At 63.6% G+C, this 16,312-nt stretch carries 16 protein-coding genes and 1 riboswitch; of the genes, 2 read left to right on the plus strand and 14 right to left on the minus strand.

All coding sequences use genetic code 11. The features are described from left to right. Positions 1-6 precede the first annotated feature (6 nt). The 13 genes from ACP8ML_RS01795 to ACP8ML_RS01855 form a co-directional block, all read right to left on the minus strand. Positions 7-765 (minus strand): ABC transporter ATP-binding protein, encoded by a 759-nt coding sequence (locus tag ACP8ML_RS01795; RefSeq protein WP_486703010.1) that lies wholly within the window; start codon positions 763-765, stop codon positions 7-9. Further along, positions 762-1,787 (minus strand): FecCD family ABC transporter permease, encoded by a 1,026-nt coding sequence (locus ACP8ML_RS01800; RefSeq protein ID WP_138237467.1) that lies wholly within the window; start codon positions 1,785-1,787, stop codon positions 762-764. The genes ACP8ML_RS01795 and ACP8ML_RS01800 overlap by 4 nt, the downstream gene beginning before the upstream one ends. 38 nt (positions 1,788-1,825) lie before the next feature. Beyond that, positions 1,826-1,984, minus strand: a riboswitch (cobalamin riboswitch). 148 nt (positions 1,985-2,132) lie between these two features. Next, a complete protein-coding gene (locus ACP8ML_RS01805; RefSeq protein ID WP_016666950.1) occupies positions 2,133-2,939 on the minus strand; it encodes an ABC transporter ATP-binding protein in 807 nt (268 codons plus the stop codon). Continuing rightward, the gene (locus tag ACP8ML_RS01810; RefSeq protein WP_065674273.1) at positions 2,936-3,958 is read right to left on the minus strand and encodes a FecCD family ABC transporter permease; all 1,023 of its coding nucleotides are present in this window, start codon (positions 3,956-3,958) and stop codon (positions 2,936-2,938) included. Before ACP8ML_RS01810 ends, ACP8ML_RS01805 begins: the two co-directional genes overlap by 4 nt. Then, entirely contained in the window at positions 3,955-4,950 is a 996-nt protein-coding gene (locus ACP8ML_RS01815; protein ID WP_065674274.1) for a FecCD family ABC transporter permease, read from the minus strand. The genes ACP8ML_RS01810 and ACP8ML_RS01815 overlap by 4 nt, the downstream gene beginning before the upstream one ends. After that, complete coding sequence (locus ACP8ML_RS01820) at positions 4,947-6,011, minus strand: ABC transporter substrate-binding protein (protein WP_117189018.1); 1,065 nt, start codon at positions 6,009-6,011, stop codon at positions 4,947-4,949. Before ACP8ML_RS01820 ends, ACP8ML_RS01815 begins: the two co-directional genes overlap by 4 nt. Before the next feature lie 174 nt (positions 6,012-6,185). Continuing rightward, complete coding sequence (pstB, locus tag ACP8ML_RS01825; RefSeq protein ID WP_016666954.1) at positions 6,186-6,962, minus strand: phosphate ABC transporter ATP-binding protein PstB; 777 nt, start codon at positions 6,960-6,962, stop codon at positions 6,186-6,188. Positions 6,963-6,980: 18 nt separating this feature from the next. Then, a complete protein-coding gene (gene pstA / locus ACP8ML_RS01830; protein WP_016666955.1) occupies positions 6,981-7,913 on the minus strand; it encodes a phosphate ABC transporter permease PstA in 933 nt (310 codons plus the stop codon). Continuing rightward, positions 7,910-8,914, minus strand: coding sequence for a phosphate ABC transporter permease subunit PstC (gene pstC / locus ACP8ML_RS01835; protein WP_117188921.1), 1,005 nt, complete (start codon positions 8,912-8,914; stop codon positions 7,910-7,912). Before pstC ends, pstA begins: the two co-directional genes overlap by 4 nt. A gap of 106 nt (positions 8,915-9,020) precedes the next feature. Then, on the minus strand, positions 9,021-10,172 hold the full coding sequence (gene pstS, locus ACP8ML_RS01840; protein WP_063279217.1) for a phosphate ABC transporter substrate-binding protein PstS: 1,152 nt from the start codon (positions 10,170-10,172) through the stop codon (positions 9,021-9,023). Between the two features lie 171 nt (positions 10,173-10,343). Further along, a complete protein-coding gene (locus ACP8ML_RS01845) occupies positions 10,344-11,294 on the minus strand; it encodes an NUDIX hydrolase (RefSeq protein WP_117188917.1) in 951 nt (316 codons plus the stop codon). Positions 11,295-11,300: 6 nt separating this feature from the next. After that, complete coding sequence (locus ACP8ML_RS01850; RefSeq protein WP_065674278.1) at positions 11,301-13,406, minus strand: RNA degradosome polyphosphate kinase; 2,106 nt, start codon at positions 13,404-13,406, stop codon at positions 11,301-11,303. Positions 13,407-13,530: 124 nt separating this feature from the next. Then, a complete protein-coding gene (locus ACP8ML_RS01855) occupies positions 13,531-14,175 on the minus strand; it encodes a winged helix-turn-helix transcriptional regulator (protein WP_249361252.1) in 645 nt (214 codons plus the stop codon). 101 nt (positions 14,176-14,276) lie between these two features. Here ACP8ML_RS01855 and ACP8ML_RS01860 point away from each other — a divergent pair, with 101 nt between their 5' ends. Next, entirely contained in the window at positions 14,277-15,170 is an 894-nt protein-coding gene (locus tag ACP8ML_RS01860) for an NADase-type glycan-binding domain-containing protein (RefSeq protein WP_486703011.1), read from the plus strand. 9 nt (positions 15,171-15,179) lie between these two features. Here ACP8ML_RS01860 and dtd read toward each other — a convergent pair whose 3' ends face one another. Continuing rightward, complete coding sequence (gene dtd, locus ACP8ML_RS01865; RefSeq protein ID WP_016666962.1) at positions 15,180-15,617, minus strand: D-aminoacyl-tRNA deacylase; 438 nt, start codon at positions 15,615-15,617, stop codon at positions 15,180-15,182. A gap of 194 nt (positions 15,618-15,811) precedes the next feature. Between dtd and ACP8ML_RS01870 the strand changes: the two genes are divergently transcribed. Continuing rightward, a complete protein-coding gene (locus ACP8ML_RS01870) occupies positions 15,812-16,312 on the plus strand; it encodes a nitrobindin family protein (RefSeq protein WP_270236783.1) in 501 nt (166 codons plus the stop codon).

A 16,312-nucleotide genomic window follows, 5' to 3' on the forward strand; every position in this document is an offset into this window, starting at 1 on the left:
TCTCCTTCATCGTGGTGGGTTGAACAGAAGATGGATGTGTCCGTCGTGGGAAATGCGGTCCACGTCGACCCGGTAGATTCGCGACAGCAGATCGGGTTGCAGGACCTCCTCACAAGGGCCGGAGGCGACGAGGCGGCCTTGATCAAGCAACACCAGTCGGTCGCATGCTCGAGCTGCCAGGTTGAGGTCATGGAGCACGATCACGGTGGTGGCGTCAATGGTTTTGACGAGGTCGAGCAGGGCGAACTGATGGCCGATGTCGAGGTGATTGGTGGGCTCGTCGAGCAGCAGATGGCCGGCCTGCTGGGCGATGGCTCGGGCGACGAGAACCCTCTGACGTTCCCCGCCGGACAACTGGGTGACGAGTCGATCCGCGAGACCTGTCAGGTCCGTTCTCGTCAGGGCATTGTCGACGATGTCACGATCGGTCGCATCCCCGTATCCCATGAGCGATCGGTGGGGGAGTCGTCCCAGGGAGACGGTGTCGCGAACCGTCAGCGGCAGGGCTTGATCGGGAATCTGAGAGACGACGGCGACCTCGCGCGCAATCTCGCGGCGATTCATGGCTGAGAGATCATGGTCGCTGACGGTGACTCGTCCGGAGGCAATCGCGACGTTGCGGTACAGCGCAGACAACAAGGTTGACTTTCCTGCGCCATTGGAGCCGACGACCCCGATGGTCACGCCCTGATCCGCTGAAAGATCGACGCCGTCGAGGACAACCCGCTGTCCTCGGTGAATGACTAAGTCGGAAGCGGTGATCATGCCATCGCCTCCCGTCGCACCAACACGAGGAGGAACGGCGCGCCGAGCAGACCCGTGATGACTCCGATGGGCAGTTCGGCTGGGCTGAACACGGTGCGTGAGAAGGTGTCGGCCCACATCAGGAAGATGGCTCCGGCTATCGCTGAGGAGACCACCAACCGACGGTGGCCATGACCGATGAAGGATCGCATGAGGTGGGGGATGACCAGTCCGACGAAACCGATGCCGCCGGAGATAGCCACCGCCGTGGCCACCCCAGCCGATACGGGGACGAGAAGCAGCACACGGATGACGGTCGGGTCGATCCCGACCGCGGTGGCCGTGGAATCCCCAGACGCCAACGCGTCGAGCCATGGGGCACATGCCCACAGCAGTACAGTCAGAACGATCGCGACGACAACGTTCGTCCATCCCTGCCCCCAGCTGGCTCGAGACAGGTCACCGAGGGTCCAGAACATCACCGCGCGTGCAGTCTCGGCCGAGTCGGAGGAGAAGATGATGAAATTGGTGACGGCTTGAAAGATGAATCCCACCGCGAGACCGGCGAGGACGAGACGCAGCGTCGACGAGTTCCGGCCGCCGCCCATGAACAGCACGATCGCGGTCGACAGCAGCGCTCCCAGGAAGGCCATGCCGGCTACTGCGAATGATGAGGTGACGCCGACGATGATGATCGCCGCGGCAGCTCCCGAGGAGGCTCCCGCGCTCACACCAAGTACGTAGGGCTCAGCGAGGGGGTTGCGAACCACGGCTTGGAGGGCGACTCCGGCGACACCGAGGGTCGCGCCGACGCCGAGCCCGGTGACGATGCGAGGCATGCGGTTCTGCCAGACGATCGCGTCGGTAATGGAGTCCCAGGTCACGTGAATGGGAATGCCACAATGGTCGGCGAGTACCCCCAAGACCTGACCGATGGGTACCGGTGCGGCACCAAAGGCAATCGAGAGTACCGGCGTGAGCACGAGGAGAGTCACGAGTAGGAAGAAGTGAGCCGGGGTACGGCGGTGAAGGAGTCGAGCCAAGGGAAAGCCGTCCTCGTCAGGGCCGAATCGCGCGGCCGTCGGTCAGATACGGTCCAGGAGGTTTTCGGACTTGGCCTCAACCGAACGGGCGCCTTCCCGGTTTCCCAGTGGCTTGTCTGCCCGTTCGTCCGCCTTACCGCTGCGCGTCAGCCCCCGATTCACACGGGGTTCCCTACGCCGGACGCAGTCATCTTAGCCGTGCCTCACAAATGGAATTCGGTTACCCTCACATCGCAGCGTTGTCCTGTCTCCAGTACCTCATGAAGGCGATGTGGCGACGGTCGATGCCATACCCATCGGCGAGGGCCCGACGTCAGTGACGCACCATGGAGGGCTTCTCGCGAGTCAGCCGTCATCGACCCCCACGGTGTCGATCGGGATGACGATGGGCGTCCCGACATCCGGGGCATGGATGATGTGCGTGTGCAGGCCAAAGACTTCTCGCATGACGTCGGCGGTGATGACCTCGGTGGGGGTTCCGTTCGCTCGAATCTCCCCGTCACGCATGGCCACTAACCAGTCGCAGTAGCGCGCCGCCATGTTGATGTCATGGAGCACCATGACGATCGTCACCCCGTCACGGCGGTTGAGGTCACGCAACAAGCTGAGAACGTCGATCTGATGGGCCAGATCAAGGTAGGTCGTCGGTTCGTCGAGGAAGAGCACGTCGGTGTTCTGGGCCAAGGCCATGGCGATCCACACTCGCTGGCGCTGACCTCCGGACAGCTCGTCAACCGGTCGTCGGGCCAGCTCGACGATTCCAGTGCGTTCCAGCGCCGACGCCACCGCCTGCTCATCGGCGGTGGTCCATCGTCCGAAAATTCCTTGGTGAGGAGCGCGTCCGCGCGCCACCAGATCTGCGACGGTGATCGTCGTCGGAGCTGTCGGGGACTGCGGCAACAACCCGACGACACGGGCGAGTTGCCGGGTCGGCACAGTGGGGAGCTCCTGACCGTCCAGGACGACCTGACCGCTGCTGGGGCGGATCAAGCGTGTCATCGTCCGTAACAGGGTGGATTTGCCACAACCGTTCGGGCCAATGATTGCCCCGATCCTTCCGGTCGGGATGCTGAGGTCGAGGTGGTCCAGGACGGCGCGGTCTCCGTACCCAACCGATACCGCGTCGGCCTTCAGATGATGACTGGTTCTCACGCACTCTCCTTTCGAGACTGACGAGCCATGACGATGAGCAGGTACACCCCGCCCAGAATCCCGGTGACCAGCCCCACCGGATAGGTGTGTGACATGAGGTTGGCGCCGACGAAGTCGCACACCAGTACCAGGACCGATCCAGTGAGCGCGGAGGCCATGAGTGGGGCATCTCCTGGGCCACACAGTCGAAATGCAATCGGTCCGCACATCAGCGACACGAAGGCGATCGGTCCTGCAACGGCAGTGGCGCAGGCCAGCACGATGACCCCGACGATCATGAGCAGAGCACGAGTCCGCTCCACGTGTACCCCCAGCCCGGTGGCCAGGTCATCCCCCACGTCCATGGTCCCGAGGTGGCGAGAGTTGGCCAGCAGCACCGGTAGGCCGATGACAAGGACGACGGCGAGAGTGGCGGATTGGTCAGCGGAAGCCACGGCAAGGTTGCCCGCGAGCCAACGAGCAGCCCCAGCCGCATCATTGGGATCGGCGCGGACCATCAGCCACATCGTCCCTGCGGTCGCCATAGCCCCCGTCGCAATGCCCATGAGGATGAGCCGCTCGCCACCTGATGTGTCGTGGCGCGCAAGCCCGACGACGATGCCGGCCGTTACGATCGCTCCCGCGACGGCCAGACACGTCAGCTGCAGGCCGGACCATCCGAGCACGATGATTCCAGCTACCGCGGCAGTGTTGGCCCCGGCCGTGATCCCGATGACGTCAGGGCTTGCCAACGTGTTGCGCAGCAGGGCCTGGAACAATGCTCCGACAAGGCCAAATGCAGCGCCACAGAGAAGTCCGGCAATGGTGCGTGGGAGACGGAGGTCACCGATGATGAAGGATGCCGGGCCGACCTGCCCGCGGAGAGCGTCGACGACTTGTGACGGCGAGTACATCTGCTCGCCAAGGCACAGGCTGGCAATGAAAGCGGCGACAGTTGCCACCGACAAGATGGTCACGACCAGACCACGACGCAGGCGGCGGTGCCGTCGCCCCTGCCGCACGAGAGCAAGCGCGCTCATCGTTGTCTCACCTCCCGGCAACGGATCAGGGCGATGAACACCGGAGCTCCGATGATTGCGGTGACGATTCCCACCGCGACGTCGGCAGGCCGAGTGATGACGCGTCCCAGGACGTCGGACGCCAGCACCAGAACGGGTCCGCAGATGGCACACCATGCCAGCACCCGCCGATTGTCCGGGCCGACGACGGCCCGCACGGCGTGAGGGGCGATGAGCCCCACGAACCCGATGGGACCCGTCAGCGCCGTGGTTCCAGCTGCCAGCAGGACGGCGGCCACCGATGACGTCACCCGGACGACAGTCACTCGCGTCCCCAGGCCCGCTGCCAGGTCTTCTCCCAGCGCGAGGGTGTTCAGGCCTGGGGCGCTGATGGCAGCCAGCACCACTCCGACGAGGAGCAGAGGAGACACCGTCGCGATCTGTCCCAGATTGGGTCCGCTGAGGGATCCTGCCTGCCAGGTTCGGAAGGATTGCAGCAGGTTCGGGTGAGGTAACAACACCATCTGAATGAAACCGGTGAGGACGGCGGTGACGATGGCTCCGGCCAGTGCCAGTCGGACGGGAGTTGGCCGGCTGCGGCTTCCGGCTCCGATGAGCCAGACCAGGGCGGCAGCTGCGGTAGCCCCGGCAACGGCCAGCCAGACGTACTGGATTGGTGCCGTCAGGCCCAGGTGGGCGATACCGACGAGGACAGCGAGAGCGGCCCCGGAGTTGATGCCGAGAATTCCTGGATCGGCCAGGGGATTGCGGGTCAGCGCCTGCATGAGGGCGCCGGAGAGTGCGAGGGCGGCTCCGGACACCAGGCCGAGAACCGTGCGTGGAACGCGTGAGCGGATGACCTCGGCGACAAAGGGGTCAGCGGACGGCTGTCTCAGGGTCGTCCACAGATCATGGAGCGGGATGGATCGTGAACCCACCATCACCGAGGCCGCGCACAGACAGGCGAGCAGGACGGTGACGACGAGCAGGGTCCATCCCCTCCGTGGTGTCACGCCTTCGCCTTCGTGGCCGCTTCGGCCAGTCGCTCGACGAGCGGTCCCACCTGACCGGGGATGGACAAGGCACTGGCAGACATCGATGCCGCGAGCGGGGAGTTGTCCTCGAGAACGGCCACTGCTCCCTTGCGCACAGCGGTGATCTTCGAGAGCAACGGGTGCTTGGCGAGCAGACCGGGAAGGGTTTTGGGATCTCCGTAGCAGACGATGAGGTCGACGTCATTGAACATGTCGGCCTTCTCCGCCGAAGCCGTGGTGTAGAACTGCTTCGACTCCGCCGACAGCTTCTGGATTGATGACGGCGCCTTGAAGCCGAGGTCGGTGAGGTAGTCAGCACGAGAGTCGCCCTTGGTGTAAACCGAGATCTCCGAGAGCTTCTTGACGTCGAAATAGAACATTCCAGCGGTGAGTCCCTTGACGTCGGGGTGCGCAGCCAAGGCGTCAGCGATCGACTTCTCGCAGGACATGATGACCTCTTCGGCCTTGTCGGCCTTTCCGACGACCTCGGCGATGGTGCGCAGGTGGGTACGCCAGTCGATGCTCCACGCCTTTTCGAGGTAGGGAAGGGTGGGGGCGATCTTGGAGAGCTTGTCGTACTGCTCCTTGGTCATCCCGGAGTTGAGGCCGCTGACGAGATCAGGTTGGGTCGCTGCGATGGCGGCGGCGTCGGTGTCGCTGGTCTCGTCGTAGAGCTTGGGCGCCTTGTCGCCGGTCGCATTGAGCTTGGCCAGGGCATCAGCCACCCATGTGTGCATCCCCTTTCCGGAGGGATCGCCATAAGTGGCTTTCGGCATGCCGACGGGAACCAGTCCGATGGCCAGGACGGCATCCTGACCAGCCCACCCAGTGGTGGCAATGCGGGTTGCAGGAGACTTCACCACAGTCTCGCCCCAGGCATGCTTGATCCTCACCGGGAACCCCTTGGTGGCTGACGAGTGCTGGTTCGCGCCACTGGGCGAGGTGTCAGTGTCCTTGCTACAACCGGCCAGAGCTGCGGCGGCACCGAGGCCGAGAGACGATGCGAGGATGGTGCGCCTCGATATGGGGGACGGGAACATGAATTCTCCTTGGTACCGTGACAATGCCTTGTTAGGTTAGTCAACCCTGAGAAGGAAAATCCAGCAACGTAAGGACCATGTGTCATTGGGCGTACAACCCCTTGCCAGCAGGAGGAAGACGACGAAGCCCCGGGGCGTGTTGCCTCGGGGCTTCGAGATGACGGGTGGGTCGACTCAGCCGAAACGACCGGAGATGTAATCCTCGGTGGCCTTCTCCTTCGGGTTGGAGAAGATCTTGTCGGTGCGGTCGATCTCGACGAGGCGGCCAGGTTCTCCCTGGGCCTTGAGGTTGAAGAAGGCGGTCTGGTCGGAGACACGAGCGGCCTGCTGCATGTTGTGGGTCACGATGACCACGGTGAAGCGCTCCTTGAGCTCTCCGACAAGGTCCTCGATGGCCAGGGTCGAGATCGGGTCCAGGGCCGAGCAGGGCTCGTCCATGAGTAGAACCTCCGGCTCGACGGCGATGGCGCGGGCGATGCACAGACGCTGCTGCTGACCACCAGACAGGGAGGCACCGGAGCGCTCCAGGCGATCCTTGACCTCGTCCCACAGGTTGGCGCCGCGCAGTGACTTCTCGCAGGCCTCGTCGAGCAGCTTGTTGTCGCGTACGCCATTGAGCTTCAGACCGGCCACGACGTTGTCGCGAATTGACATCGCCGGGAACGGGTTCGCTCGCTGGAAAACCATGCCGATATTGCGTCGCACGGCCACCGGGTCGACGCCCTTGCCGTAGAGATCGACGCCGTCGAGCTCCACCTTGCCGGTGCAGTAGGCACCGGGGATGACCTCGTGCATGCGGTTGAGGGTCCGCAGCACGGTCGACTTGCCACAACCGGACGGGCCGATGAAAGCCGTCACGGTACGGGGCTCGACGGTCAGGTTCACCGACTCAACGGCGTGGAAGGAGCCGTAGTAGATGTTGAGGTCCTTGACCTCGATCCGCTTTGCCATATTCAGCTCTCTTTCGTGTCACTTGCCCATGCGACGCATGTAGCGGCGGGAGATGCCACGGGCAATGAGGTTGAGTCCCATGACGAGGATGATCAGGGTGATCGCAGCGCCCCATACGACCGGGGTGTCCACGCCGCCCTGGGTGTAGGCGTTCGTGATGACGGTTGGCAGGGTTGCGAAGTTCGGGGTCGACGGGTTGAAGGTCAACTCAGTGTTGAACTGCAGCAACACGATGAGCGGTGCCGTCTCTCCCATGACTCGGGCCAGGCCGAGCACGACGCCGGTAAGAATGCCGGTCATCGAGGTCGGCAGAACGACCTTCATGATCGTCTTCCACTTGGAGACGCCCAGGGCGAAGGAGGCCTCGCGCAACGAGTCCGGCACCAGCTTGAGCATCTCCTCGGTGGATCGCAGCACCGTCGGCACCATGAGGATCATGAGGGCCAGGGAGGATGCCCAGGCCGACTGAGTTCCGCCGAGGGTGGTGACGACCATGGCGAAGATGAACAGGGCCGCGACGATGGACGGTACACCCGTCAGGACGTCGACGGCGAAGCTGACGACCTTGGCGATCTTGGTGCCCCGCGCGTACTCCACCAGGAAGATGGCGGTCAGCAGAGCGATCGGCACGGAGATGATCGAGGTGATGAGACCGATCTCGATGGTTCCGACGAGGGCGTGGATGGCCCCCTGCTCGACGAGGTCCCAGGCCGGGTCCATCGAGTGGGTCCACCAGGAGGCATGGAAGAGGGAGCCGATACCGCGTCGGACGGCCGCGAACAACAACCAGACCAGCGGGATGACGGCAAGCAGGGTGGCGACGATCATGAAGACCGAGGCGCAACCGCTCTTCGTGGTCCGCTTGCCGGACGGACGGGAGAGGTCCAGCTTGCCGACCTCGGGCACCCCCTCGGAGTGTGCGGGGATGTGATCAGGGGTGGTGGCGCTCATCGCTTGACTCCCTTCGCCGCGATCAGGCGGGCAGCCGCGTTGACCACGAAGGTGATGACGAACAGGGCCAGGGCCGACGCCACCAGGGCACCCAACGAGGTGGGGTCGCTGATGGCCTCGGAGAAGTTACCGGCGATCTTCGAGGCGAAGGTCTCGCCGCCGACGAAGATCGACAGGTTGAGCTTCTGCTTGAGGGCCATGGGGCTGATTGTCTGCAGGATCAGGGTGACGGCCAGTGTCTCGCCGAGGGCACGTCCCAGACCGAGCATGGCTCCAGAGATGATTCCGGAGCGGGAGTGGGGGAGCACTGCGAGCTTGATGACTTCCCAGCGCGTCGACCCCAGGGCCAGCGCAGCCTCGATCTGATCGTGCGGGGTCTGGGCCATGACGTCGCGGCTGACGGCGGTGATGATCGGCAGGATCATGATGGCCAGCACCAGGCTGGCGAGGTAGACCGTGCCGGTGGAGGAGGACCAGGCCGGGTCCTCCGAGAAGATCGGGATCCAGCCGAGTACTGCGATGATGGCGTGACGCAGACCATTGACGATGCCCGATGACCCGAAGACGATGCCGCCCCACAGGCCGAAGACGATCGAGGGCACAGCGGCCAGCAGATCGACGACGAAGGCGACGGGGCTGGCGAGCTTCTTGGGCGCCAGCTGGGTGATGAACAGGGCGATGCCCACCGAGAGGGGAACAGCAATGAGCAGTGCGAGCAGGGACGAGATGACCGTCGTCCACAGCAGGGCCTGAATACCAAAGGCCGGCGGATTCCGGTCGGTCGTCCAGGCACGAGAGGTGAAGAAGTTGTCGGTGTTGGCCGACAGGGTCGGTGCCGCCGTCTTGATGAGGAAGATGAACATCAGGATGACGATGATGGCCAGCGCAATGGCGATGACCGACGAGGCGCCGGCGAAAATCCTGTCCCCGACCCTGGACACCGGCTTCATGCGAGACGCGGCTGTTGGCTTCCGCTGCGCCGTCGATGTGGTTTCAGCCATGGGCTTCCTTCGTCGCGTTCATGGTTGTTTTCGTGGGTTGGGGCGGGAGGGCGTCGTGCGTCCTCCCGCCCCAGAGCACCGGGACCAAATTACCCGGCGAAGTCGATCAGGAGAGAGCCTGAGCGGCGGTCAGAACCTTCGAGGCAACATCGGAAGGTAGCGGAGCGTAACCGAGGTCCTGGATCTTCTTCTGCTCCTTCTCGGAAGCGTAGAAGGAGAGGAAGTCCTTCAGGAGGGCGGTCTTTCCGGCATCCTGGCCCTTGGAGCAAGCGATCTCGTAGGTCACCAGAACGGCGGGGTACACGCCAGCCGGGGTGTCCTTGTACTGGAGCTCGAGCTGCAGGTCGTTGCCCTGGCCAGCGACCTTGGCGGCCGAGATGGCCTTACCAGCGGACTCACCGGTCAGCTTGACCGGGCCGTTGCCGTTGTCGATGGCAGCCATGTCGAGCTTGTTCTTGGTGGCGTAGGACCACTCGTCGTAGGAGATCGAGTTCTTGGTCTCCTTGACAGCCTGAGCGATGCCGGCCGACTTGTCAGCACCCTTGCCAGCGCCCTTCCAGGTCTTGGAGTGCTTCTCGGTCCAGATGTCACCAGCGGCCTTGTTGAGGAACTTGGTGAAGTTGTCAGTGGTGCCCGACTCGTCCTTGCGGTAGAAGACCTCGATTTGGGCGGACGGCAGCTTGGCGGAGGGATTCTCCTTCTTGATGGCCGGGTCGTCCCACTTCTTGATGGCGCCGGAGAAGATCTTGGCGAGGGTCGGGGTCGAGAGGGTCAGATCCTTGACCCCGTCAACGTTGTAGACCACGGCAATTGGGCCGGCAGCCATCGGGAGGTGCCACGGATCGGCGTTGCAGCGCTGCTTGGCCTTGTCAGGCTCGCCCTTGTCCTTGTTGAGGACGGAGTCGGAGCCGGCCCAGTCGGTCTGCTTGCCGATGAAGGACTTCACACCGGCGCCGGAGCCGGTGGGGGAGTAGTTGATGGTGGCCGAGGAGCAAGCGGCCTTGTAGTCAGAGATGACCTGGTTGATGGCGTTCAGCTGAGCCGAGGAGCCAGCGCCGGAAATGTTGCCACCGGGGCAGGCCGGCTTGAACGAGGCGGCGTCAGCGTTGTTCGCCGAGCTGGCGGAGGAAGCAGCAGCCGAAGTGGCCTCGGATGACGAGGCGGAGCTGGAGCCCTTGTCGCCGTTGGCGCCACAAGCGGTGAGGGAGATGGCGCCAATAGCAGCCAGGGCAGTGATTTTGGCGAGACGGTTCGTCACGGCACATCCTTTTCGAGTGATCTCCTAGAGCCGCCGTTGCGGTCCTTGGTACAGGGATGACGCTAGGGTTTGAAAATGTCGCAACAACCGCGTCAAGGTGAACGCAAGATGAATACCGGCGGCATCCCGATTGAAGGGAGTCACTCAGGGGCCCGAAGGTGACCTCCTGTGTCAGTATTTTGAGGAGTACCACTCCTGGCTGATTGTGTGTCCCGCCTCATCCAGGTGAACGATCAGGCATTCTGCGGTTGACATGGGGTGATTCGCCCCACCGAGGGCGTCCCGCATGGTCGGTAGGACTGGTCGGTGGCCGCACACCGCGACTGGACGTGACGGGTCGGAGAGGGCACGACCAGCGATTTTTCTCATGGCGGACACGGTCTTGGCTGAATCGGCCGCGTGAGCCTCCTCGCTCAGCGCGTCGATCGCGACGATGTCGGCCCCAATGTTCTCGGCGTACGGCTTGAGGGTTTGCATGCATCGAGTGGACGACGAGCTGACAAGGTGAGACACCCCAAAGGCGCCGAGCAGGTCAATCAACGCCCTGGCCTGACGACGGCCACGCCTTTCCAACGGACGCTTGGCGTCCGTGGCCGTCTTCTTCTTGCGAGAACTCCATTCCTTGCGCGACACGGCCTTGCCATGGCGCACCAGGATGATCGTCGAGGTCGACGGTAGCTCGAGGGCTTCCTCGAGGACTTGGACGTCAGTGGGATAACTGAGTTGTTCCAGAGCTTGGTCCGTGGGCATCCAAAAAGCACCGTCAATCTCTTCCGGGCTGGCGGTTGCTTCCTCGATTGATCCGCCGACGGCAACCCCAAGCCACCATGACACCACCTTTGCGCGTCTCTTCGGTTTGCCGCTGGCGGTGGAGTACTTGACGGTGTACTCGGTGGGTTGCAGGGGCATCGACAACCGAATGTCGATTCCGGTTTCCTCGGCCACCTCGCGGACGGCGGTGATGGGGAGATCCTCTCCCCGTTCGACCTTTCCCTTGGGCAGGGAGAGGTCGTCATAGTCGGGACGATGGACGACGAGCACCTCGCGGGCGCCCTCGGTGCCGTCGATGTCACGAAACACGACGGCACCAGCGGCCTGGATAGGCCCCTTGTGTCCTCCCATCTCGGCTCATCGCCTCCTGTCGCGGGTTCGTCGGATGAGTTCTTCCTGAAGGTCGGCCAGCACCGTGCCGTCGGGCCCGCGGGAGACCTCGGTCCAGGTGCGGTCCTGCAGGTGCCAGGACACCGTCCCCGGGTCGAAGGCCCTCTCGAACAACTCTTCGACCTCTGCCACGTGTTGCTTGTTCGACAACCCGACGAGGGCTTCCACGCGGCGGTCGAGGTTGCGGTGCATGAGATCGGCCGACCCAATGGCGACCATCGGACGACCACCGTTGGCGAACCAGAAGACACGAGAGTGTTCGAGGAACCGTCCCAACACCGAGACGACGCGAATGTTCTCGCTCAAACCGGGCACCCCAGGACGGATGGCGCAGATGCCGCGTACCCACAGGTCCACCGGCACCCCGGCGCGAGAGGCCCGGTAGAGGGCGTCAATGACGCGCTCGTCGACGATCGAGTTGACCTTGATCTTCACACCGGCAGGCAGACCAGCCTTCTTGTTCTCGATTTCGTGCTCGATGGCGTCGATGATGCCGCTGCGGATGCTCTCGGGGGCCACCAGCAGTCGGCGGTAACGCTTCTCGGCGGTCATCCCGGACAGGTGGTTGAAGAGCCTCGCGACGTCCTCGGTAATGATCGGATTGGACGTCAGCAGTCCCAGGTCCTCGTACTGACGAGCGGTCTTGGGGTTGTAGTTGCCAGTGCCGATGTGGGCGTAACGACGCAGTCCCTCGCCCTCGTCACGGATGGCCATAGCCAGCTTGCAATGGGTCTTGAGGCCGACCATGCCGTAGACGACGTGGACTCCGGCACGTTCCAGTACCCGCGCCCAGGTGATGTTGGCCTGCTCGTCGAATCTGGCCTTGATCTCCACGACGGCCAACACCTGCTTGCCGGCCTCAGCGGCGTCAACGAGGGCGTCGATGATGGGGGAGTCGCCAGAGGTGCGGTACAGGGTCTGCTTGATGGCCAAGACCTGAGGATCGTGGGCGGCCTGCTCGATGAACCTCTGCACGCTGGTGGCGAAGGAGTCGTACGGGTGGTGCACCAGGACGTCACGACGACGAATGGCCGCAAACATGTCTGCCGGGCGAGCTGTCTCGACCTCGGCCAGGTGCGGATGGGTGATGGGCAGGAAGTTCGGGTAGGACAGGTCGTCACGGTCGACGTCGGCCAGGGAGAACAGGCCGGTGAGATCGAGTGGGGAAGGAAGCCGGAAGACCTCCTTGTCCTTGATGTCGAGCTCACGGGTGAGCAGGGTGAGCATCTCGTCGGTGATGTCGTCCTGCACCTCGAGGCGTACCGGGGGACGTCCCACCTTGCGGCGCAGCAGCTCCTTCTCGAGGGCGAAGAGCAGGTTTTCGGCGTCGTCCTCCTCGACCTCGAGGTCCTCGTTGCGTGTGACGCGGAAGGTGGTGTGCTGCAGCACATGCATGCCGGTGAACAACTGGTCCAGGTGACGGCTGATGATCTCCTCGAGGGGGAGGAATCGTCCTGCACCCAGGTTGACCAGACGAGGTAGCACCGACGGCACCTTGACCCGGGCGAACTGCTCGGCCCCGGTGATGGGGTTGGCCAGCATGACGGCCAGGTTGATCGACAGGCCGCGGATGTAGGGGAAGGGGTGCGACGGATCGACGGCCAGCGGGGTGAGAATCGGGAAGATCCGCTCCGAGAAGAGGGTGCGCATCCGGCCCTTCTCGTCGTCGGTCAGCTCCGACCAGCGCAGGATCTCGATGCCCTCGGCGGCCAGGCCTGGACGGACTTCCTCGGCGAAGACGCGGGATTGCTCAGCGACAAGCTCGTGGGTCCGAGCGAGGATCGCGTCATGGAGTTCGCGCGGCAGCAGACCGGCAACTGATGGGACGGCGACCCCGGCGTCGATACGGCGTTTGAGGCCAGCGACGCGCACCATGAAGAACTCGTCAAGATTGGACGAGAAGATGGCCAGGAACTTCGCCCGTTCCAGCAGTGGAATGCGCTCGGCATCTCGGGCAAGATCCAGCACCCGCTCGTTGAAGGCGAGCCATGACAGCTCGCGATCGCTGTAGCGATCCTCCGGCAGCTCGTCGGTAGGAGTCGGGGACACTCCGGGGTTGGACTTCTTGGCCATGGACACACTCCTTGGAGACCTGTCCGCCCGCGACGTGGTGGGCGTAGCAGGACACAATCTATCTGACGATAGCTGTCCACGGCGGATGCAACCCGGCGTCCGCTCCGAGAACATGCGAATGAACTCAGCGTTCAGCCTGGAATCGGTACCCGACAGATCGCACCGTCTGGATGTGTCCCTCGTACTCCGGGCCGACCTTGGCTCGCAGACGACGGATGTGTACGTCAACAGTTCGGGTGCCGCCGTAATAGTCGTATCCCCACACGTCCGACAGCAAGATGTCGCGAGTGAGCACTCTCCCGGGGTGACCGACGAGGTATTTCAAGAGCTCGAACTCGGTATAGGTGAGGTCGAGATCCTTGCCTCCGACGGTGGCGGTGTAACCGTCCTCGTCAACGGTGAACGGTCCCGCGACAAGCTGGTTGGTCACCTGGACGGTGAACAGGCAGCGCAGTCGGGTCTCTGCCTCGAGTGGGGTGGCCGAGTCACAGAGGAAATCGTCCATCCCCCAGTCGGGACTGATGACCGACAGGGTGTCCGGGGCAGCCAGCAAGAGGATCGGGACTCGTCTCTCATGACATGACAGCCGCAGGCACGCCTCCCGGGCCTTGGCAGGTTCGTCATGGCAGTCGACCAGGACGATGTCGACTCCCTCCAGATGGGACAGACATTCCTGTATGTCGTCGTAGCGGATGATGCTGTGTGGAAGCAGTTCCAGGGCCTGGGGAAGCGGGGCGTCCAGGGGACCAAGCAGGGACAGTCGTGCCATCCGGATGCCCTCCATGTCGTCTAAGAGCCAGAGCCGTGATGCACCCCATCATCCCACGGCCATCTAGGCCGTCTCATGATGTCAGCACTACCATAGCTGGAGTGACGAGGATGCCTGACGAGTGGTTCCGTCCGGACGAGGAGAAGTCCGGACCGGATGAGCCTCGCCGTGCGGACGAGTCCGAACCGTCGTCCGAGTCGTCAGATTCAGCCCCGCGGCACGCTGCCACAGGGGACAGTTCTGCCAGCACGACGACAAGTGGGTCGGTTCGTGTCATCAACGATGACACTGGACCAAGCGTCGTCGTCGGTCACGCCCGCGTCACCGGAGCGGCCGCAGCTGTACGGCGGCATCGGTTCCCCGTCTGGACATTGATGGTCGCGGCAGCCCTCGTCGTCGGTTTGGTGCTGGGCACCTTCATCACCCAGTCCCGCGACGGTACCGGCGCGGTCAAGGCGGCGACGACCCAGTCCTCGCCTGCGGCGACGATCTCGGCAGCGATGCCCTACCAGGGTCCGGTCAGGCCCATTCGTGGTCTCAAGGCGACGGCCTCGTGCGTGTCCGATCCGGCCGTCGACTCCGAACATCACCTGGTGAGGTACGACTCCGAGTACGTGGTCGACGACAAACCGCAGACGGCCTGGCGATGCAATGGATCCGGCGAGGGTCAACAGATCACCCTGACCATGCCGCGGCCGTCCCGGATAGTGGGGGTCGGATTGATCAACGGCTATGCCAAGGTCTACGGCGACGTCAACCTGTATCCGCAGTACCGGCGGGTGCGGACGGTGCGCTGGAAGCTGCCGGACGGCACGTGGTTCGACCAGGATTTCACCGATGACGATGAGTCGATCCAGAAGGTCATGATCCCCCCACACGCCGTCAAGGGGGACATCACTCTGACCATCATTGCCACGACCGAGCCGGGGCTGCTTGGGGAGCCAACTCGCGACTCCGTCCTCATCTCCTCAGTCCAGGTTTACGAGGAGGGCTGACAGGCAGGTTCAGCGCCAGTCGTCGGTGTCGATGAGGATCGTCATCGGGCCGTCGTTGACCAGGTTGACCTTCATGTCGGCGCCGAAAACACCGGTCTCGACATGCGCACCCAGCCCGCGCAAGTGGGAAACGAAGTGGTCGATCAGAGGCTCCGAGACGGGGCCGGGCGCGGCCGCGTTCCACGACGGCCGACGCCCCTTCCGCGTGCTTGCATAGAGGGTGAACTGGCTGACGACAAGGACCGGAGCATCGATGTCGCTGGCTGACTTCTCGTCATCAAGGATGCGCAGACCCCAGATCTTCTCGGCGAGTTTCTCGGCGTCGGCAGCGGTGTCGGTGCCGGTCACTCCCACCAGCACGACGAGTCCGGGACTGGGCAGGGCTCCGACCGCTTGACCCTCGACGGTGACCTCTGCACTGTTTGCTCTCTGAATGACGACTCGCACGGAATCGAGTCTACGGAGCGAACCTCGTAGAATCAGTGTGTGGCTGTAGCTGATCTCGTGGTTCTGGTGACTGTCGCCGTGATAGGCGCCGTGTTGCCGCTCGTTGCTGTGACGCGAGTTCTCGTTGCAGTCTGGCGCGGCTGAATCCGCAGCTTTCAGTTCCTGACGAAACTCCTACCCCGACACGAGGACCCATGCCCTTCCAGATTCCTGACGACCTGAATCGTGATCTCATGCCCGTGGCCTGGATGATCGGCCACTGGGAAGGTGAAGGACACGGCAGCACCCCCGAGGACGGTGAGTTCAGCTTCGGGTGTCAGGTCGACTTCACCGAGAACGGCGGGGATTACCTGCACTACATCTGCCAGACCTTCACCATGAACCCCGACGGCACCCCGGCTGCTCCGCTGCGTATGGAGACCGGTTTCTGGCGTCCCAACGTCGACACCCGCAAGATTGACGTCCTGATGGTCGCCCCGGAGGGCTGGGCCGAGGTCTGGACCGGAAACATCGACGGAGCCAAGATCGAGCTCGTCACCGACGCCGTCGCCCGCACCGAGGACGCCCTGGTGCCCTACACCGGTGGTCAGCGTCTCTACGGCCAGGTCGAGGGAGACCTGCTGTGGACCTTCGATCGTGCGACCACGGAAGCCCCGCTGCAGCCCTACATGTGGGCTCGCCTCAAGAGGGCCTGA

Source organism: Cutibacterium sp. LaCa_255, assembly GCF_057458005.1.